14 protein-coding genes and 1 pseudogene are annotated in these 20,392 nt (G+C 68.6%); 11 read left to right on the top strand and 4 right to left on the bottom strand.

The window, feature by feature from the left end:
- Positions 1-6: 6 nt before the first annotated feature.
- Positions 7-861 carry a phosphotransferase gene (locus AB0D46_RS04405; RefSeq protein WP_362875759.1) on the bottom strand — a complete coding sequence of 285 codons (855 nt, stop codon included), beginning with the start codon at positions 859-861 and terminating at the stop codon, positions 7-9.
- Between the two features lie 151 nt (positions 862-1,012).
- On the opposite strand from AB0D46_RS04405, the gene AB0D46_RS04400 reads away from it, so the two are divergent.
- Both AB0D46_RS04400 and AB0D46_RS04395 read left to right on the top strand, forming a co-directional pair.
- Entirely contained in the window at positions 1,013-1,333 is a 321-nt protein-coding gene (locus AB0D46_RS04400) for a DUF6087 family protein (RefSeq protein ID WP_362875758.1), read from the top strand.
- Between the two features lie 3 nt (positions 1,334-1,336).
- Positions 1,337-2,119, top strand: coding sequence for an aminoglycoside phosphotransferase (locus AB0D46_RS04395; protein ID WP_362875757.1), 783 nt, complete (start codon positions 1,337-1,339; stop codon positions 2,117-2,119).
- 72 nt (positions 2,120-2,191) lie between these two features.
- Here the strand turns inward: AB0D46_RS04395 and AB0D46_RS04390 are convergent, their stop codons facing one another.
- On the bottom strand, positions 2,192-3,172 hold the full coding sequence (locus AB0D46_RS04390; RefSeq protein ID WP_362875756.1) for a restriction endonuclease: 981 nt from the start codon (positions 3,170-3,172) through the stop codon (positions 2,192-2,194).
- Positions 3,173-3,734: 562 nt separating this feature from the next.
- Between AB0D46_RS04390 and brxD the strand changes: the two genes are divergently transcribed.
- The 3 genes from brxD to AB0D46_RS04375 all read left to right on the top strand — a co-directional run bounded on the left by brxD (position 3,735) and on the right by AB0D46_RS04375 (position 8,469).
- Positions 3,735-5,051 carry a BREX system ATP-binding protein BrxD gene (brxD, locus tag AB0D46_RS04385; protein ID WP_362875843.1) on the top strand — a complete coding sequence of 439 codons (1,317 nt, stop codon included), beginning with the start codon at positions 3,735-3,737 and terminating at the stop codon, positions 5,049-5,051.
- A gap of 53 nt (positions 5,052-5,104) precedes the next feature.
- Positions 5,105-7,261: a DEAD/DEAH box helicase gene (locus tag AB0D46_RS04380; protein WP_362875755.1), complete on the top strand. Its 2,157-nt coding sequence runs from the start codon at positions 5,105-5,107 to the stop codon at positions 7,259-7,261.
- Positions 7,262-7,491: 230 nt separating this feature from the next.
- Entirely contained in the window at positions 7,492-8,469 is a 978-nt protein-coding gene (locus AB0D46_RS04375; RefSeq protein ID WP_362875754.1) for a competence protein CoiA family protein, read from the top strand.
- 131 nt (positions 8,470-8,600) lie between these two features.
- On the opposite strand, the pseudogene AB0D46_RS04370 reads toward AB0D46_RS04375, so the two are convergent.
- A pseudogene (locus tag AB0D46_RS04370) lies at positions 8,601-9,109 on the bottom strand (transposase family protein).
- Between the two features lie 303 nt (positions 9,110-9,412).
- Between AB0D46_RS04370 and AB0D46_RS04365 the strand changes: the two are divergent.
- The 5 genes from AB0D46_RS04365 to AB0D46_RS04345 all read left to right on the top strand — a co-directional run bounded on the left by AB0D46_RS04365 (position 9,413) and on the right by AB0D46_RS04345 (position 16,019).
- The gene (locus AB0D46_RS04365) at positions 9,413-12,454 is read left to right on the top strand and encodes a hypothetical protein (RefSeq protein ID WP_362875753.1); all 3,042 of its coding nucleotides are present in this window, start codon (positions 9,413-9,415) and stop codon (positions 12,452-12,454) included.
- A gap of 293 nt (positions 12,455-12,747) precedes the next feature.
- Positions 12,748-13,614 (top strand): hypothetical protein, encoded by an 867-nt coding sequence (locus tag AB0D46_RS04360; protein WP_362875752.1) that lies wholly within the window; start codon positions 12,748-12,750, stop codon positions 13,612-13,614.
- Between the two features lie 86 nt (positions 13,615-13,700).
- Positions 13,701-14,180 carry an AAA family ATPase gene (locus tag AB0D46_RS04355; RefSeq protein WP_362875751.1) on the top strand — a complete coding sequence of 160 codons (480 nt, stop codon included), beginning with the start codon at positions 13,701-13,703 and terminating at the stop codon, positions 14,178-14,180.
- 8 nt (positions 14,181-14,188) lie between these two features.
- Complete coding sequence (locus AB0D46_RS04350; protein WP_362875750.1) at positions 14,189-15,076, top strand: hypothetical protein; 888 nt, start codon at positions 14,189-14,191, stop codon at positions 15,074-15,076.
- 265 nt (positions 15,077-15,341) lie between these two features.
- Positions 15,342-16,019, top strand: a complete 678-nt coding sequence (locus AB0D46_RS04345) for a DUF6338 family protein (protein WP_362875749.1) — start codon at positions 15,342-15,344, stop codon at positions 16,017-16,019.
- Between the two features lie 167 nt (positions 16,020-16,186).
- Here the strand turns inward: AB0D46_RS04345 and AB0D46_RS04340 are convergent, their stop codons facing one another.
- Positions 16,187-16,747, bottom strand: a complete 561-nt coding sequence (locus tag AB0D46_RS04340) for a hypothetical protein (RefSeq protein WP_362875748.1) — start codon at positions 16,745-16,747, stop codon at positions 16,187-16,189.
- 87 nt (positions 16,748-16,834) lie between these two features.
- Here AB0D46_RS04340 and AB0D46_RS04335 point away from each other — a divergent pair, with 87 nt between their 5' ends.
- Positions 16,835-19,957 carry a CHAT domain-containing protein gene (locus tag AB0D46_RS04335; RefSeq protein WP_362875747.1) on the top strand — a complete coding sequence of 1,041 codons (3,123 nt, stop codon included), beginning with the start codon at positions 16,835-16,837 and terminating at the stop codon, positions 19,955-19,957.
- Positions 19,958-20,392 lie beyond the last annotated feature (435 nt).

Genomic DNA, 20,392 nt, shown 5'->3' with positions numbered 1-20,392 from the left:
ACAGCGTCAGGGCTGGAGCTCGGCCACCAGCCGGGCCGCTTCCTTCCGCGCCGCCGGCACCAGCAGCGGATCCTCCTCGTACGCGTGGGGGCCGATGATCTTCGACAGGAAGAACAGCGCCATCAGCTTGCCGTCCCGGCTCTCAAGGTCCACGCGCCGCTCGCGGTATACACGGTCCGCGAGCTCCGGGACGACAAGGGCGTTGCCCCACAGGGTCGCCGCGTCCAGCCCCCGGGGCGCCATGCCCCAGTCCTCCCAGTCGATGATGCAGAACTCCGCGCCCATCACGTTTGCCCACGTCAGATCCGCATGTGCAGGCACCCAGCGCTCGACGGTGGTGTCGATGAGCTCCGGAAAGACGGCGCCCAGCTTCGCGGTGACCAGCTCCTGGTTGATCAGCTCGGTGTCCGGGGTCGCAACCCGGGGCGTCTGCTGGGCTGCGAGGGCATCGAGGGACGTGTTCAACGCCGCCCACCAGGCTCCTGGGAGGCCCGGGGCTTCGAGCATCAGGGCACCCTTCCCGACTGGCGCGGCGGTGATCAGCTCCAGCTCGTCCGCCCGCCACATCACTGGCTCGCCCGGCGCCCGCCAAGCCAGTCCCTGGTACCACTCCGGCATCACAACGTCCCGCAGCACCGCGGCAGCCTCGGTGCCGTTCCACCCCTGTTCGCCGATCGGCTCGAACCGTCGCCGCTCGATCCGGACCCACGTACCCCGGTCCGTAGGTGCTCCGAGGGACCGCCGCTTGCGCACTACGGTGTCCCGGTCCAATCGCAGCTGAAGACACTGGTCTACGCGGTCCAGGACGTCGTCGATCGGCATGCGTCGTAGATCCACGTGGACAGCGGCGGACATTGCCATGAGACCTCCTCGGGGACGAACGACGGTAGCAAGAAGAGCTCTCGTCCACGGCCCCACCGTCAACACAGCACCCACTCTCCAGCATGCGGAATGGAGGTGCACTGGTCACCGTCAGCAGTAGGGTGCTGCCCTGCTCCAGGGAGGTACGACCATGGAAGACGAACCCCTCGATCGCTGGGCCGCACGCCGACAAGGCCGCCTGCGCAAGCCAGGCGACATGAAAGCCATCACCCTCGGCGCCGGCCTGCAGCGCGCCGCCCACCTGGATCCTGGTGCGCCACGCATGATCTTGGAGTGGGACGGCTTCGCCTGGCAGCCGTTGATGACGGTCGAGGACTACGCCGCGGCCTGCCGCGCCCTCAGCCCGGCGCCCGAAGCCGCGGCAGCCGACCAGGCCGATAGGACCGGCCCCGTCACCAGACGTAGCCCCATGGCCCCCGGAACCGGACGTCACCGAAAGCCTCGAGCCTGAACCATGCCGATCGCCCGCCTCGCTGAGGTCCCCGCCGACGTCCTGGCCCTGGTCGAAGCCCGCACTGGGGCCGTCCTCGCGTACGAAACCGTCGGCGGCGGACTGAACAGCGAGATCGCCGTCCGCATCCGCTCCGCCGACACCACAGTGTTCGTGAAGGGCCTGCGCAGCGACCACCGACGCGTTCGGACGCAGCAGCGCGAGGCCGACATCAACCCCAGCATCAAGCACCTCGCCCCCGCCGTCCTGTGGCACATCCAGGCGTCCGGCTGGGACCTGTTGGGGTTCCAGGACATACACGGCCGCCACGCCGACTACGCCCCGGGCTCGCCCGATCTCTCCCTCGTCGCCGACGCCATGACCCGGCTCTCCTCCATCACCGCGCCGGACATCGTGATGCGGTCGATGGCGGACAGGATGAAGGCGCGAAGTAAAACTCCGGAGCTGTTCGCCGGCGCGGCACTGCTTCACACCGACTGGTTCCCGACCAACGTCCTCGTCGCCGGGGAGCGCGCCGTCCTGGTGGACTGGGCTTGGGCCTCGCGAGGGGCTGCGTGGATCGACCCGGCGCTGTGGGTGGTCTGGCTCATCAAGAGCGGCCACACGCCGGAGGAGGCCGCGCGGTGGGCCGCCCGGGTCCCCGCCTGGAACACCGCCCCGCCCGCCGCCGTCACCGCCTTCGCCAAGGCCACCGTCGGCGTGTGGGAGGAGATCGCCGAGGGCGAGCCGGAGCAATGGGTGCTGGAGATGCTCCAGGCCGCCAGGACCTGGTACAACGCTCGCTGATCTGCACCCCCGTCCCCCGCCCCAGCAACATCGGGGGCGGGGCACCCGCATGTTGAAGCGGGGGCGGAATCACTATGCGGGCCCCGTGCCCTTGAGGACCGACTCCAGGCTTTCCCCGTTCTCCGCCCACCGCCGCAACTCCTCGCGGCCGATCAGCCGCGCCCTGAAGTGTTCCGCCGCCCACCCCTTCGCCCCGCCGGTGAGCCTTCCATTGGTCACGACGACGGGCAGCGTCGAGGGGTGCGTGGCCATGGCCCCGCCGTACAGGTGCTGCACGACGGGCTGGCCCACCGAGCCACTGCCGCGGGTGAAGTGTTTCGCCTGCACCATCACGAACCGCCCGAGGGGGTCGGCCCCAAGGACATCGGCGCCCATGTCGCCAGCACCGCCGCCGGAGCGGATGATCCGGTATCCGTCGCGGTCGAGGAGTTCGGCGATCAGCTGCTCGAACTGGCTGTGGTGCAGCTCATCGATCTCCTCCAAGGCCATCAACGTGGGCTCCTGGAGAAGGGGGCCGTCGAGGGCCTCCATGGTCACCCGCCGGAGCGCCGCCAACCACGAGGTGACGTCCTTGTGCATGGTGCGGGTAAACGTTGCGTGCTCCGTGTAGCGCTTGACGAACAGGGCGGTCGGCCCGAAGAGGCTCCCGCCCTCCACCCTCAGCAGCGGCGACGAGGCGTGAGCGAAGGTCTCCGAGATCTCGTCCGCCGAGTTCCAAACGGGGGAGTACGGGGGTGAGACCCCGATCCGACCGGAAAGACGCTCGGCTTCCTGCCTGCGCCGAACCGACTTCAGGTCGGCCGCCATGAGCTCCTGGAAGAATTCGATGAGCGCGTCATCGACTTCCCCAGCTTCGTCGTCACACTGCTGCACGTCACGCAGGAGGCGGTGATCAGCCTGAACCAGGCCGAGAGCGAGGGCATCGGTCCGGGGGGCGCGGGTGACGGTCTCCTGGTGAGCCCGCAACACCGTGGCACAGCGCTCCAGCCTGCCTTGCAGGATCATCAGCCGCTGACGCATGCCCTCGGTACCGGTCTCGGTGCCAGGCAGCAAGGCCTGCCCGAAATCCGGCGCCGGTGACGCCGGTCGCCGAGTGGTCGGCCGCGCCGTGCTCGAATCGATACTCAAGGTCCCCCCTCGGATGTTTCACGCCGAGGGAAAGCCTAGGTGATGCCACGTCAGGCCCGCCTGGGCCCCGTTCCTAGAGGTCACCGAGGACGCGATCACCGAAGGAGCATCGGGATATTGTGAATCGCATTTCTGTAGGTAGTAGGTAAATAGACGCATGGGTTGGGCTGGCCGGCTATTCCCACCACCCGGCCGGGTCCAGCTCGTCTCGGCGTCGGGCAGGTCGTCCGCCCGCTTCATCAAGGCGGTGCGATCCAAGACAGGACGAAACCACGCTCTTCACGCTGGAGCATCAGCCTGTTTCGAACGTGGTTGGTCGCCGCGTTCCTCTTGACAACTGGGTCGTACGGCTCGCAGCCGGTCCACAACGGCTCGCGCTCACGTGCCGCAGCCGGTCCCGTTCGTCCTCGCACTGCAACTCGTATGCGCGGCCGGATGGGAGACTGTTCGGGTGAACGCGTTTGGATCTTCAGCATCTGGGGTCGTCATCCCGGTCGGTGCCGTGCGACGGCGCTCAGTGATGGACGCACTGCGGCGTGGCGCCGTCCCCGAGAGCGGCCTCGACCTGCTCGCCACCGGACTCGGCCGCTTCGAGCAAGCAGTCGACGAGGAGCTGGACACCGTCGCCGCCGGCGGCTCGGTGTTCAAGGCCGTGCGCGGCGAGTACGGCTCCGGCAAGACCTTCTTCACCCGCTGGCTCGGCGAACGCGCCAAACGACGCACCTTCGCCGTAGCTGAAGTACAGGTGTCGGAGACCGAGACCCCTCTGCACAAGCTGGAAACCGTCTACCGGCGACTCACCGAACGCCTGACCACCCCTAGCTTCCCGCCCAGCGCCCTGCGGCCGGTCGCCGACGCCTGGTTCTACGCACTGGAGGAGGACGCACTCGCCGACGGCGCCCGCGAGAGCGAACTGCCGCAGGCCGTGGAACGGCTGCTCACCGCCCGCCTGGCCGAGGTATCCCGCCACGCCCCCGCGTTCGCCGCTGCCCTGCGCGGATACAAGCAGTCCCTGGACGCCGGCGACGAGGCCACCGCCGCTGCGGTCATGGCCTGGCTCGGCGGCCAGCCGCACGTCGCCGCAGCTGCCCGGCGCAGCGCGGGCGTCCGCGGTGACCTCGACCACTTCGGCGCCTTCGGCTTTCTGCAGGGCCTGCTCACCGTGCTCCGGGACGCCGGGCACGCCGGACTCGTCCTCGTGTTGGACGAGGTGGAGACCCTGCAACGGGTCCGCTCCGACGCCCGCGACAAGGCACTCAATGCACTGCGGCAGCTCATCGACGAGGTCCACTCCGGCCGCTTCCCGGGCCTGTACCTCGTGATCACCGGCACGCCCGCCTTCTACGACGGACAGCAGGGCGTCCAGCGACTCGCACCGCTCGCCCAGCGCCTGGCCACCGACTTCACCACGGATCCTCGCTTCGACAACCCCCGGGCTGTCCAGATCAGATTGCCCGGATTCACCGAGGAATCACTGACTGGCCTGGGCGCCACCATCCGTGACCTGTACGCCGAAGGCTCCAAGTCCCCCGACCGGATCAAGCAGCTCGCAGACGACGCATACCTCACTGACCTGGCACGGGCCGTGGGTGGGGCTCTCGGCGGAAAGGTCGGAGTAGCACCTCGGCTGTACCTGAAGAAGCTGGTCGGAGACGTACTTGACCGGATCGACCAGTTCCCCGACTTCGACCCGCGCACGCACTACAAGCTGACGGTGGGCAGCGGTGACCTCACCGCCACCGAACGGAACTTCGCCGCGCCCGCGCTGGCCACCTCGGCGGACGACCTAGACCTCGACGTCTGAAGACCCGTTCTCCGAAGTCCCGAACTCTGACGATTAGCGCAGGAGTCACAGACGTGCAGGAGCAGCCCCGCGGCAGCGACCCGGTGGACCGCCTCGACCCGGTGGTCCTGCACCACATCGTCAACACGCTCGGGTGGCCCGATCTGCGTCCCCTGCAGAAGGACGCCGTGCATCCGCTGATGGACGGCGAGGACGCGATCCTTCTCGCACCGACGGCAGGTGGAAAAACGGAGGCCGCCACCTTCCCGCTGTTGTCCGCAATGCGCGAGAAGCGCTGGACCGGCACCTCCGTCCTCTACCTGGCCCCGCTCAAGGCGCTCCTGAACAACCTGGTTTACCGCGTCGACAGCTACGCCCAATGGCTGGGACGCCGCGCTGTCCTCTGGCACGGGGACACCCCCGAGTCCGTACGCCGCCGCATCCGCACCGAGTCCCCCGACTTCCTGCTCACCACGCCCGAGTCTCTCGAAGCGATGCTCATCAGCGTCAAAACCGACCACGCGCACATGCTGGGCCAGGTGCGTGCCGTCGTCGTCGACGAGGTGCACGCCTTCGCCGGGGACGACCGCGGCTGGCACCTGCTCGCCGTACTCGAGCGCCTGGAGCGACTGGCCGGCCATCGCATCCAGCGGATCGGCCTCTCCGCCACCGTCGGCAACCCCGACACCCTGCTCACCTGGCTCCAAGGCGCACGCCCCGCCGACCGGCCCGGCCGGGTCGTCGCCCCCGGCGTCACGCTGCCCGCCACTACCGGCACCACCAGCACCACCGAACTGCCACGCCCCGCAGGAGAGGTGGAGCTCGACTATGTTGCATCGCTCGCCAACGCCGCCAAGGTGATCTCCACCCTGCACCGAGGCGAGAAGCGGCTCGTCTTCTGCGACTCCCGCAAACAGGTGGAAGAGCTCGGTGCGGCACTGCGAGCCCGCGACGTCACCGTGTTCCTCTCGCACGCCTCCCTCGCCACCGCCGAACGCGCACGCTCCGAGCAGGCGTTCGCAGAAGCCCGCGACTGCGTCATCGTCTCCACCTCCACCCTGGAACTCGGCATCGACGTCGGCGACCTCGACCGCGTCATCCAGATCGACTCGCCCAGCAGCGTGGCCTCCTTCCTGCAGCGGATCGGCCGCACCGGACGCCGCACCGGAACGTCCCGCAACTGCCTGTTCCTCACCACCCGGCCCGACACCCTGCTCCAAGCCGCGGGCCTGCTCACCCTGTGGGCCCGCGGGTGGGTGGAACCCGTCACTCCGCCGCCCTCGCCCCGCCACCTCGTTGCACAGCAACTCCTCGCCGTCACCCTGCAGGAACACCGCATCGGCGACCGCCTGTGGCCCGAGCAGTGGAACGGCCTCGCCCCTTTCGACCGCTCCGCGACTCCCCTCCTGTCCCACTTGGTCGAAGGCGGCTTCCTCGACAGCGACGGCGGCATGCTGTTCATCGGCCCCGAGGCCGAGAAGCACTTCGGCCGCCGGCACTTCATGGAGTTGACTGCCTCCTTCACCGCGCCCCCCGAGTTCACTGTGCTCGCCGGACGCACCGAGATCGGCACCACCGACCCCACTGTCCTCACCGAGGAACGCCAGGGCCCGCGCCGCCTGCTCCTGGCAGGCCGCAGCTGGCAGGTCACCTTCATCGACTGGGCACGACGCCGCGCCTTCGTCGAACCCGTCGAGAACGGCGGCATCGCCAAATGGCAGGGCAGCGAAGCCCGTGGTCTGTCGTACGCGCTGACCCGCGCCATGCGCGACGTCCTCCTCGGCACCGACCCCGACGTCCGTCTCACCCGCCGGGCCACCACAGCTCTCGCCGAACTCCGCATGGACCGCGCACCGCACGAAGTACACCCGGCCGGCACCCTGCTGGTCCGCGATGCCGACGCTGCCCGCTGGTGGACCTGGGCCGGTTACCGAGCCAACGCCACCCTCGCAGCCTCCCTCGGCAACCTCGCCGACCCCGTACAGCGCCCAACCGACGCCCATATCCGGCTCCGCCAGGACCTCTCCCCCGCCGACTGGAAAGCCGCTCGTGTCGAACTCCCGGACTCCCTCACCCTCCCGTCCGTTGACCCGCGCGCCGTCCGGGGCCTGAAGTTCTCGGCGGCTCTCCCTCCCCGCATCGCCACCACCACCCTCGCCGAACGTCTAGCCGACTTCGACGGCGCCCTCGCCGCGGCCCGCGAGCCCGTACGGGTGGAATGGGGCGCCTGACCAACCAAGCACGCGGCCCGCCAGCCCTCAGCGACAACCGCAGCCCCACCCCCGCAAGAGCCCACCGCCGGCCGCCTCTCCGACGTCGCGCTTCTCCGCCTTCGGCCTCGAGCCCGTTCCCGAGTCCAACCCTTCCGCCTTTCCGTTCTGATGCCCCCTGGTCATAGGCGCCCGGGAGTTGGATCCTGGCCGCGATACGGGAGGGGTGGAGCGTGCAGGACGACTTACTGGTGGTCGGCTTCGACCTGGAAACAGAGCGCGAAGTACACGTGGCCGAGCAACCTCCGGAGTACTGGAGGCAGCGCGGTTATGGCGGCACACGACAACTGGTGTGCTTCTACTGCCTTCACGGGTTCGAGGCACCCGTAGGTACGTACGTGCCGTTGCTGACCCGCGGGCGCCTGGGCGGAAAAGTGCGTACGCACTTCGCGCATCCCTCCGGACAAGCTCCGGAGGGCGGTCACCATCCAGAGACGGTCTGGCACATCACTACCAAGCACACACTGGCCCGGTGGGCGCGCAGCCGCCCAGGCGTCACCGCGGTACGACTGGAGCAGTGGACCCCGGACCAGGACCGCCGCGCAGACGTTGCCGTGCGGCTGGGGGACGGCACACGCCTCGCGCTGGAGGCGCAGCGGATGCTTATGACCGATGACGCGTGGCGCGCCAGACACCGTGACTATCAACGGCAGGGCATCGTCGACGTCTGGTTCTGGCGACCCCGTGTCCACTTCCCGCACGTCGTCCTCTCCGAGGGTCTGCCGGTGTGGTTCTACGTCCCGTCGAAGGGCACGGCGTGGACGGCCTTCGGCCGAGCGCACCAGAAGGTGCACCGATGGTGGGAGGTGAAGGACCCGGCCGTGTTCGGTCTGCACCATCCGCCGTGCCCGCTCGACGACCTGGAACGGCAGGCTCTACCCCTCGGCGAGCTGAACCTGGACCAGCGTGGCGCCGTGCTGCCTCCGAGCCTGCAACAGAAGCTGAGCGACTCCCAGCGGGAAGCCCGCGAAGAGGCTGCGGAACGGCGGGAGAGCGCGGTGCGGTACGCCCGCCAGCTGCGCGAGGCACAGCAGCGGCGCGAGAAGGCCGACCGGCACCCGAAGCCACTTCCAGCACCTCGCCTGCCGCCGGGCGCCCTGCGATGCACGGTGTGCAAGCGAGCCTTGGCTCCGGAACTGGCAGCGGCCGGGCGCCATCTCCCGTGCTGACCAGCCATTCCTGCTCGCCGGTCACTCCCCCGGCAGCGTGTCATTGCAGAGAAAACACGGAGCAGGGGCGGAAGAAATCTCCCCTGTCGGCCGGCACTCGCATGACCTACGAAGTCGCGGAGCCTTTCAACCTAGGTTGAGGCGTGATGAAGGGCGACGATGACCTTCACGATATGGGTGATCCAGTTGGCGCTGCAGCGGAGTTTGGGCAGCAGGCGCAAGCTCTTCAGGGCGGCCGTGGCTTGCTCGCCGAGGCAGCGGATCTTGACCCGTGTGTTGTGCCGTTGCTTCCATCGCTTGAGCCTCGGCGCAGAAGGGGGGCTCGGACCGGGCGGCCGGCGCCTTGGTATGCCTTGCCTGCCCAACACTTCACGTCCGCGTCGGCGAAGGCCTGGATGATTCCGTGAGTGTGTGCGGCGGTCAGGACGTCGACGGCTTCGCGTATGTAGCGGTAGGCCGTGGCGACACCGATGCGGAACCCGGCCGCGAGCTGCGCGTGGGTGTCACCGCATCGCAGGTGGGCCACGGCGAGCAATGCCTGTCGGCCCACCGGTAACCTTCGCCACCGCGTTCCGCTCTCGCGCTGCCAAGCGCGGAGGTGTTCTACCAGATAGCGCAGGGTGCGGCTGGACTGAGCGATCGACGACGGTAGACAAGCACGCGATGCTCCTGGTGGACACGGATGATCTTGGTCGCGAACCCGTCTACCAGGAGCTTCTTCGCGTTGTACAGCAGCCCACCTCGACGGTGCCACCGTCAGATTGGAAAGGGCTCCTTGATCGATGGATTCCGTGACAAGTATGCTGACGACCCTCACTATGTGTGGCGCAGGTGGAACAGCCTGCTAAATGCGGATGGTTCGGGCTGCCTAGGGGATGCGGGGGTGGTCAGGTTGGATAGCTCCATTACGGTGGCGGCTGGTGTTCCGCCCATCCATTTTGGAGTGCACGAAATCCGGACCGGCAGCGCGGACGGCGCGCGAGCCGACTTCGAGAAGATGCTTGCGCAGCTCGCCAGTGCGACCAATCCAAACGTCCGGATGATCGCCGCCAATCCGGGTGACTGGGGCATCGACGCTTTCGCCGGTGACCTCGCAGGCGCCATCACCGTGTGGCAGTCCAAGTACTTCATGCCGATCACCACGACCAACCAATCGCAGCAGATCCGCGAGTCACTCGCCAACGGGCTGAAGGCCGCGGCTGCCAATGGTCACACCATCGAGCTATGGATCCTGTGCATCCCCTCCAGCATGGACGGGCCAGCAGCCCACTGGTGGGACGGCTGGAAGAAGCGGCAGGAAAAGGCTCACAACATCATCATCGAGCTTTGGGACGAGACCAAGCTTGTGAAAAAGCTGCAGAGCCCCGAAGGCGACCAGGTACGTCGTGCCTACTACGAACCCTTCACAGCACCTGCCGCATCTACCAACGTGTCGGAGGCGTTCCGGCAGGGCGGCCCCGTGCCGATCGGTAGGACCGTGACACTTCTCCCCCCGGCATCATCAGGTCTGTCGGAGGAAGAATTGCCGGGACTGCAGCGGAAGGTCATGGGCCCTCACGCTGCCCCGGCGGCAGCCGAGAACCAGTCGGGTCCGGGAACACTGATCGGCCAGTGGACGCCGTACGACTTGGAAGTCCATCCCGCTGGCCCCACCACGTCAAGTGCCCGGTCCGGTCCGCAGCGATGGATGCTGCCCGGCTACGTCCGGCGGGAGCACGATCAGACCATCGCGGAAGCGGTCGACGCGGCCCTTGAGGGGCAGAGCCGGATGGTGGTGCTAGTCGGTTCATCATCGACGGGCAAGACGAGAGCGTGCTGGGAGGCTATCCAGCCCCTTGCGAAAGCGGGGTGGCGGTTGTGGCACCCCTTCGATCCCACTCGCGCCGACGCCGCGCTCGCAGACCTTCAACAGGTGCGGCCCCGGACGGTGGTGTGGCTGAACGAGGCCCAGCACTACCTTGGAGACGCGAGAGCGGGCGAGCAGATCGCCGCCGCGGTCCACGCCCTACTTACCGATTCCGGGCGACGTCCCGTCCTTGTGCTCGGCACGCTCTGGCCCGAATACGCACGGCAATACAGCGCCCTTCCGACACCCGGCAACGCAGATCCGCACAGCCGCGTGCGGGAACTGCTGGCCGGACGCACACTGACCATGCCCGAGATCTTCAACGCCCCAGCGCTGACGGCCGCCGCTCAACTCGCGATGAACGGCGACCAACTGCTGGCCGAGGCCCTCACCCGGGCCGCCGACAGCGGACGGGTCACACAGGACCTCGCCGGCGCCCCCGAACTCCTGCGCGCCTACGAGCACGGCAGCCCAGCCGCCCGGGCCTTGCTTGAAGCCGCGATGGACGCCCGCCGCCTCGGCGTCGGCCTCCACCTGCCCATCACCTTCCTTGCCGAAGCGGCCCTCGACTACCTCGATGACAGTGACCTCCATAGTCTCGGAGACGACTGGGCGGAAGCCGCCTTTGCCGAACTCGCCCGCCCTGTGCATGGGAAACAGGCAGCCCTGCGCCGTGTACTGAACCGTCCTCCGCGCCACCCGCCGAAAGCAGGGGTGCAGTACACCGGTCCGGCGGTTCCTGTGTACCGGCTCGCCGATTATCTAGAACAACACGGTCGTGCTACCCGCCGACGCCTGTGCCCGCCCGCCTCCTTCTGGCACGCTGCCTGCACCTGCCTTACCCTCCCCGACGACCTCAGCGCGCTTTCTCAGGAGGCCGAGGTCCGCTTTCGCCTCCAGTGGGCTCACCGCCTCCGCCACCGCGCGGCCGCCTCTGGCAGCGCCACCGCCATCCTGGAGCTGGCTCTGCTGCGGGATAAGGCCGACGATTCCGCAGGCGCTGAAGAACTCATCCGTCAAGCAGCCGCTATAGGAAGCCTTTTCGCACTCGAGGAGCTGGCCCGTAGACGGTTGCAAGCTGGAGACTATGCGGAGGCCGAGGCCATCGCCCTCCAAGCAGCGAACCAGGGATACACGCGCACCCTCATCGAGCTGGGCCAGAAGCGCGAAAGAGATGGAGACCGTGCGGGGGCCGAACGTAATTACCAGCGGGCTGCCGATACCGGAGACGCTGAAGCCCTGGTGAGACTGGCCTGGATGCGGCAGAAAGCAGGAGATCAATCGGACGCCGAGAAACTGCACCGCCAGGCGGCCGATGCAGGAGACCCTCTCGCCCTGCGTAATTTGGCCTGGATGCTGCAGGAGACAGGAGACCAAGCGGGGGCTGAAGAAATCGCCCTCCAAGCAGCTAGCCAAGGGAATACTCACGCCTTCAAGGGCCTGGCCAAGAATCACGAAAGGGACAGAGACTATGCGGGGGCCGAACGTCTCTACAAACAGGCCGCCGATGCCGGAGACGCTGAAGCGCTAGGGGACCTGGTTATGATGTGGGTGCGAGCTGGAGACCAATCCCTTACAGAGGAAGTCGCCTGCCAAGCAGTCGACAGCACAAATGCTCGTGCCGCCCATAAATTGGTGCAGATGCGGGAACAAGCCGGTGACCGGGCAGGCGCCGAAAGACTCGCCTACCGAGCAGCCAACAGCGGGAAGCCCGAGGTTCTCCTGGCACTGAGCCTGATGCGGGTGGAGGCAGACGACCATGCCAGCGCTCAGAAACTCGCCTGCCAAGCAGTCGAGTTCGGAAGCACTCGTGCCCTCCGTGAACTAGCGCAGATGCGGGAACAAGCCGGAGACCGGGCAGGCGCCGAAAGACTCGCCCACCGAGCAGCCAACAGCGGAGATGCCTTCGTACTTCGACGCCTGGCCGAGCTGCGGCTGAAGGCTGGGGACCGCGCCAGTGCCGAGAACCTGGCTCAACAAGCTGCCAACGTCGGCCTCCGCTCCTCCTGGGGGGCGTTTTCCGTGGTTGTGCACGCCGGACCCAGACACCTCCTCCGCGCGATGTGGCCGTACGGTCTAGACCCGGATGGCACGCCGTCATCAGAGGAACGGGGCCTTAACCCTGACACGAAACACTGATTCCTTTTCCAACCTGACGGCGGTGTTGGGGTGCTGGCGGGTGTGGGCTGTACGGAGCGACGAAGCTCCTGGCAGACGGGTTCTCGGCCAAGATCACCCGCGGAGAGGCTGCCAGGGGAGCGCTCCCGGCCCTGCCTGGAGGGCAGAGGCCCGCTCCGCGCACGGTGCACTGCGTGCGGCCAGCCACAGCAGGGGGGCAGAGGCTAGCGATTCCGTCACCATAGGATCGGATTTGCTGCCCACACGCCGCGGGCGGGGATGAAAACAAGGGTGGGAATCGTACATTGCGGTTTGTGGTGATCGACCGGTTCGCCGGAGTACCCGAGGGACCTCTGCCTGTCGCGGTCCTGGAGCGCGACGGGTGGGATGACTTCGGCTGGCGAACCATGTTCGTGCTGACGGTCGTGGATGAGGACGGGCAGCACGAGATCGGCGAGGTGAAGATCGGCGCGCTCGGCATGAGCCGACGTGCCGAGACAGTCGTGCAGCCGCCTGAGGAATTCACCACCATCCCCGGGGAGTACTTCTCGCTCGGGCAGGACGACACCTACTACGAGCGGCTGAGCCTCCTGGGCGACCGGACCCGGGTGGCCGTGCTCGAAGGCCTGCTGGACATGGCCTATTCCGAGCATGTCTACGCCCTCGCCCAGGACGAAGAAGTCACCCGAGAATCCTTGTTGCGGTTCATCAGGCCGGCCGCGGTGGAGGAACAGTACCGGCGCATCGCCCGCGGCGGCGCGAGGGTGGACTCGTACGACGTCGTCTACCAGGCACCGCCGAATGGTGCGGGCGGAAAGGGCGTGAAGCTGTCGTTCAGCATTCGGCCACACAGGATGCCGTCCCACAACATCCACGTATTGACGGGCCGCAACGGGGTCGGCAAGTCCGTACTCGTCAACCGGCTCGCGCAGGCGGTCGCCGACCCGGACGCGGACCCAGCACAGGTCGGGCGGATCATCGAGGCTGGCCGCGGTGGCCGCCGCTCGTTCGCCAACCTCGTGAGCATCTCCTTCAGCGCGTTCGACGACCTGCCCCGTGAAGAAGGACTTCGCCGACAGCATCGAAGCCTGCCTGACGGGCCGCCAACGCGAGCGTTGGATCGACGCGGTGCTCACCCTGTCGTACTCAGGCAGCGGACCTGCTGGAGGACAACTGGATAGAGGACTTCAGCACCATCGAGAGCACCCGACGGCGCCGCCGTGAGGCGCGCAGGCTGTTCGCCTCTCTCAGCGCCGGCCACAAGGCAGTGCTCCTGACTGCGACCCGGCTGGTCGAGTATGTCGGCGAACGCACCCTAGTGATCATCGACGAGCCCGAGACCCACCTCCACCCCCCGCTGCTGGCCGCGTTCGTTCGCGTCCTGTCCGACCTCCTCACCGACCGCAACGGCCTGGCGATCATTGCGACCCACTCCCCAGTCGTCCTCCAGGAAGTCCCCGCCGGCTGCGTGTACAAGCTGCGCCGGTACGGCGACGGAATGAAGGCGTCCCGGCCCACGATCGAGACCTTCGGGGAGAACGTAGGGGTCCTCACCCATGAGGTGTTCGGGCTCGAAGTCACCGACACTGGGTATCACCGGTATCTCGCCACCATGGTCGCTGAGGGCATGTCATACCAGGACATCCTCAACGCCCTCGGCCGGCAGCTCGGCGGCGAGGGCCGCATCATCGCCCGGTCCCTGGTCGCCGCCCGTGACCTCGGCGAATTCGACGGGGGCGTGCAGTGATGCTGCCCATGCGCAAACCCGCTCTCGACGCCGAGACCGTCTACACCACTTGCACCGCCACCGCGCGCCCCAAATCTGTCCGCCCCCACCTGCAGCAACTGACCGCGGATCTCAACGACGCCGTCGCCCGCTACGACACGGCCGCCGCCGGTGAAGGCCTGCACACCCTCGGCGACCTCCAGCACCAGCCCGACGGCAAGCCGGACAAACAGCCCGGCATCAAGAAGCCCAAGCCCAAGGCTGGCGGACTCAACACGCACCTGGAGGCCGCCTACACCAACCGGCTGGTTCCCGAGAAAAGCCCCGGCCACGGCTTCTACAAACAGCTCATGGAGGAAGCTCCCGACGGCCGCTGTCCCCTGTGCAGCCAGGGCGTGGCGGACACCCTGGACCACCAGCTACCCAAGGCCGTCTACCCCCTGCTGGCCGTTGTCCCCGTCAACCTCGTCCCGGCGTGCCGCGACTGCAACTTCCACAAGGGCGATCAGGCCCCGGGCGCCGCCGAGGACCAGACCCTCCATCCCTACTACGACCACAATGTGCACGACTACACGTGGCTCGTCGCCCGCATCATCGAACCCCCCAAGCCCTCAATCACCTTCCACGTCGAACCACCACCCGACATGCCGCCCACCCTCGCCGCCCGGGTACGCCTCCACTTCACCACGCTCAAGATCGCCCGCCTCTACAACCCCCAGGCGGGACCTGCCGTACGCACCCTGAGCCTGAACTTGCGCCGGTGGAAGCTCCCCTCCTCACAGGTGCCCCAGCATCTACTCGAACTCGCCGAGGACGCGGCAGCCGAAAACCCCAACTCCTGGCAGACCGCCCTGTACACCGCCCTGGCGAGTAATGACTGGTACACCCAAGGCGGCTACGAGAAACCATGGCGCTAGGCCCCATGAACGATCGGATAATTCCCAGGCGTGGACCAGGGCGCTCACCGCCCACTCCCCGGCTGCCCAGCCCTACCTTCGGCATCGTCGTAGACCGTGTCCCAGCACAGATTGGCGCCGTCGCGGAGGTTGCCAGTTCCTCGCGCAGCGCCGATGCGACGACGCGACTCCTGGGATGGCACAGGGTGCTGGCCACGCCGTGGAGGACTCCGTCCACCCGCGGCGCCACTACCATGAGGGCCGCTGACCCCGGGGGAGAAGACTTATGCAACCACCGTCCACAGTTGCCCAATTGGCGGCCCTGGTGCTGCTGCTCCTGCCAGGGCTCACCTACCAGTTCTTGCGGGAGCGATGGCGCGGGCCGGTGCCCTCGGAGGCCCAGCTCGGTGAGCGGATGCTCCGCGCGGTCACCGCGAGTGTGGCCCTGAACGGGCTCTACGCAATTGCCGCCGGGCCCGCCCTGGTGGCGGCCTGGCGGCAGGCGAAGGGACCCGGAAAGTCCGGAGTATCGGCGCTGACCCAGCTGGTCGCCACACATCCGCGTGCGGCCGGGATGTGGGCGCTAGTGCTGTTCCTCGGTGTCCCGGCCGCGGCCGCCGCAGCCGTCTCCCACGCCGAGCGGCGCAAGGCCCGTACGGCGTACCGGCCCGTGCCGACGGCCTGGGACTACGCGCTCGGGGCGCGGGACGCCGGGCCATGCTTCGTCCGGGCCCGACTGAAGGACGGCACGTGGGTCGGGGGCTGGTTCGGTTCGCGGTCGTACGCGTCGGGCTATCCGCGCGATCCGGACCTCTACCTGCAGTGGTCGTACCAGATGGCTCAGGACGGCTCGTTCGGTGCCCGGGTTGAGGGGACGGACGGGATCTATCTGCGGCTGTCGGACGTTGACATTCTGGAAATGGTCAAGTCTCCGGAAAGGGGCGCGGATGTCGACGGTGGATGACGGACTGACGGACGCGGAGCGAGAGTTCATGGAGCGGGGCAGCACTCCTCGCGGCCATCAGCCGCTCGGGTCGTCGGACGACCCGGAGGAGCCCCCGCCCCCGCCGCCCGGCCCCGCGGGTGCCTCGAAACCCGTCGCACCCCCGGCGGCGGACGGCTCTCCACCGGCTACCGCTCGAACATGACGAGCCGGTATCCGGATCCTTCCTGCGCCCGGGCCGTCTCCCACATGTCTCCGCCCCGGAGCTCACGCCACACGTCGAGCAGGTGCTGAACCGGCGGAAGGAGCGGCACGTTCTCGTAGCGAGCGGGTGTGCCCCAGTGCGGTATGACGGTGGGGAACCGGAACTCGTTCGGTATGTCCGTCTCCTCCTGCTCGAAGGGGTGCCAGTGCAGGACATGGTCGGTGAAGCTCGCCTCCAGCGTTACGTAGGCGTGAGCGTACGGCTCGCCGGGCAGTTCGAGCGCGGTGCGCAGATCGGCGTCCTCCCAGGCGACGATGAGGCGTGTCGCCGCGAGTTGCGAGGGGAAGAGCCCGAGATCCCCGATCGCCTTCGCCGCGTCCGCTCCACGCCGGAAGTCCCGGCAGGTCAGATAGCCGGCCACCGGCTGCTCCATGTCCTCGCACAGCATCCAGACCTGGGGCTTGATATAGAAGCTCGTCCGGCGAAGCGTTTGCTCGGCAGCGTCGAGGATCGTGGATCGAACGACTTCGGAATACTCTGACATATCGTCAATCTAGCGTGCGCCACCACACGTTGACATTCACGGGGACATCGGGACCACAGGGGGCGGGGACACGTGAGGGATCGACGGGTGACGGCTCTGCGCTCGCGGCTCGCCGACGGCGGCCCGTACGGATTCCTCGGTGAGGAGGTCCTGACCGAGACGGTCGCCCTGTTCACCGAGACGACTGAGGCCCAGGACATCGTGGAGACCAGCCACCTCGTCGGGCTCGCGCTCTGGCACCGTGCCATGGCCGCCGCCGACGAGCGCACCGTTGGCGATCTACGGACGGCGGGCGTACTCCTCCAACTCGTACGTAACTCCGGCGCCGCACTGCCAGTCCCGCAGGCGCTGCTCGAACGGCTCGGTGAGCGGCAACCGCTGGACGGGCCGCCCAGCAGCGCCTCCTGGGACGACCTGCTGGCGGCACTGGGCACCCGGCTCGCCAACGGCTGCGATGCGCATACCGCCCGGCTCACGATCAGCGCCGCACGCAACGCGACGGCCACCGCTTCCCGTCCCGACATGCTGGAGCACCGCCGCGGCATCCTCGCCACGGCCCTGTACATCCTGTCCGAACACACGGGTGACCCGGCCGCACGCGAGGAGGCCCTGGCACTCGGACACCGCGGCACCCTCACCGTCCCGGAGGACCTGCACGAAGCGCTCTCCGCCGACATCGACGATCCGCTCCTGCTGTCCGAGGCCCTCGGTGTCGCCGGCCTCGTCGTGCGCGTCATGGCGAACCCCCGCGAGGCATCGACCGATCAACTCGAACGCGCCGCCACCATGCTGCGCCGGCAGTACGCGCAAACCGGCGATGCCCGGGCCGCCCACTTCGGGATCGCCGCCCTGCGCCGGGCGCTCGGCGCCTCCTGGCCCGGTACGCAGCGCCACCGGCTCTGCCGACACCACCTCGCCATCCTGCTCCAGGAGACCGCGCGCCACACCGGCGACCCCAGGGCCCTCGACGAAGCCTCGGACACCATGGCGGCCCTCGTCCGCGAGACACCCGACGACGATCCGGAAGCCGCCGAGCACTACGCCACGCTCGTCTCGCTGCTCAACGACCGCTACGAGCGCACCGCGGACCCGGCCCTGCTCGACGAGGCCGTCACCGCGGGTCGAGTCGGCCTTGCCTTGCTCCCCTCCGGGGCACCCACACGGTGGGCACACCTGACGAACCTCGCCGTGTCCCTCAAACGCACCGCCGAGGCGGACCCCGGCCGTGCCCCTGACCTCGACCTCCTGCGCGAGGCCGTCGACCTCCAACGCCAGGCCGTCGCCGCATCCCTCGCTGGCCCCGTGTCGTCCTCCATTCGGGCCGGACTGCTGGCGAACCTGACGAGCTCTCTGGGCGCCCTGTACGACCGCACCGGTGACCCGGCGCCGCTCGCCGAGGCGATACGCGTGGGCCGCAGGGCCGTCGCCGAGATCAGGCAGGACGACGGAAGCCGCTCACGTATCGAGGCGAACCTGGCTTCCGCACTCTCCGCCCACGGATTGGGCACCGGCGACCGGGAGGCCGTGGCAGAGGCACTCGGGCTGTTGGAGACCGCTGTGGCCAGGGAGACCGCTCCCACCCCTGACCGGGTGGAGATGGCCCGGCAGGGCGGGGAGCTCGCCATGACCGCGGGCCTGCCGGTCCGGGCCGCCCGGATCTTCGCCCTCGGCGTCGCCCTGTTGCCCCGCCTCGCCGCCCGGGGCCTGGGCCGCCGGGACGCGGCGGGCCAACTCGTCGCATACGCCCGTCTCACGGCGGACGCGGCCGCCTGCGCCCTGATCGCAGGGCGCCCCTCCTCCACCGCCGCCGAACTGCTCGAGACAGGCCGTGGCGTGCTCGCCGCCCAGGCATTGGAGTCCCGCAGCGACCTCACCCTGCTGCACGAGCGCGACCCCGACCTCGCCGACCGCTTCGAACTGCTGTGCGCCCGGCTGGACGGCGACCCCGAACCCGGCCCCGAGGACGAGATGGACGCGCACGAGGACGCCCCAGACCTGCGCCGCCGGCTGGCCCACGAGCTGGAGACCGTCCTGCGGAGGATCCGGGACCTGCCCGGCCTGGACAACTTCCTGCGGCCGGCCCGGGCCGACGAGCTGGTCGCCGAGGCGCACGACGGACCGATCGTGATGGTCAACGTCAGCCGCTACCGGAGCGACGCACTGCTGCTGACCGGCGCCGGTGTCCAGGTCTGCGAGCTGCCCGGCGTCTCGTATGAGGAACTCCACACCCGGCTGGCCGCCCTGCACGAACACCTGGGCTCCCTCTCCTCGTCGGGCTACGCGCGCCTCGCCGTGGAGCGGGCCGTGGCCGGGGAGATCCTGCCCTGGCTCTGGGACCAGCTGGCCGGACCGGTCCTCGACCGTCTCGGCCTCACCGGTCCGGTCCACGACCGGGAGCCTGCGCGGCTGTGGTGGATCCCCTGCGGTCCGCTGGCCTTCTTTCCCCTGCATGCGGCAGGCCACCACCATGACGACCCCACGCGGGGGCCGAGGCGTACGGTGCTCGACCGGGTGGTGTCCTCGTACACCCCCACCGTGCGCGCGCTGGCACATGCCCGCACGCAGCGCGCCCGGCAGGACCGGTCCCGCAGGCTCCCGGCCCGCCGCGGCGAGCCGCCGCACCTGCTCGCCATTGCGATGCCCCAAACGCCCGGGGAGACGGAACTGCCGGCGGCTCTGGCCGAGAACCGCTACCTGAGCACCCTGTTTCCCTCGGCACACCCCTTGGTCGGCCCGCAGGCCACCCGGGACTCTGTCCTTGCGGCCCTCGCCGCGACCCCATGGGCGCACTTCGCATGCCATGCCGACACCGACTCCGAGGACCCGTCCCGCAGCCGGTTACTGGTCCACGACCATCTGTCCAAGCCCCTCACGGTGCTGGAAATCTCGCGCCTGCGCCTGGAGAAATCGGAATTCGCCTATCTGTCGGCCTGTAACACCGCCGTGACCACCCCCGAACTGGCAGACGAGGCCATACACGTGGTCTCGGCCTTCCAGCTCGCCGGCTTCCCCCATGTCGTGGGCACCCTGTGGCAGGTCGACGACACCGTCGCCGCCGAGATCGCCATCCATTTCTACGGGCAGTTCCCCGGGGCCGCCTTCGATGCCGACCGCACGGCGCTCCAGCTCCACCGAACGACCCGCGCCTTCCGCGACCGCTTTCCCCGCTTCCCCACCCTCTGGTCAGCCCACATCCACATGGGCGCTTGACCCGGCCGGCCGCTCCGGCCGCGCGCACCTGCTACGGGTCAAACCGGTCCAGACAAGCACAGTCCCCGTCTCATTCTCGGCCAGGGCTTCCCTCGCACTTCCAGGGACCCACGGCCGCCGAGCCGTCCAGCGCCGCGCCGTTGCCCTCGCCGTCTCCCGTCATCGTCCCGCCGGTACAGAATGCCTCCGGGGACACGATAGGTACCGCAATCGCGCCCGCTTGAGCGCTGGTTGGAATCGGACCGCAACTGGTCCAAGCCGACCAGCCAGATCGGCCCCAACCTGCGCCCCCCGGCTGGGGAGACATGCCCGCCTCGGTGCGCGCCTCCCCCGTCTCGAGATGGTCTGTTCCTGCGCCGGCTCCCGAAGCGGAACCTGAGGTCCCCTCACCGTCAGCACCAGGAGCCTGCGGCCAACGCCAAGACTGACGGTTGG

Origin of the sequence: Streptomyces sp. NPDC048383 (genome assembly GCF_040651775.1) — a bacterium.
Taxonomy (GTDB): domain Bacteria; phylum Actinomycetota; class Actinomycetes; order Streptomycetales; family Streptomycetaceae; genus Streptomyces.
This window is presented reverse-complemented; position numbering and strand designations above follow the sequence as displayed.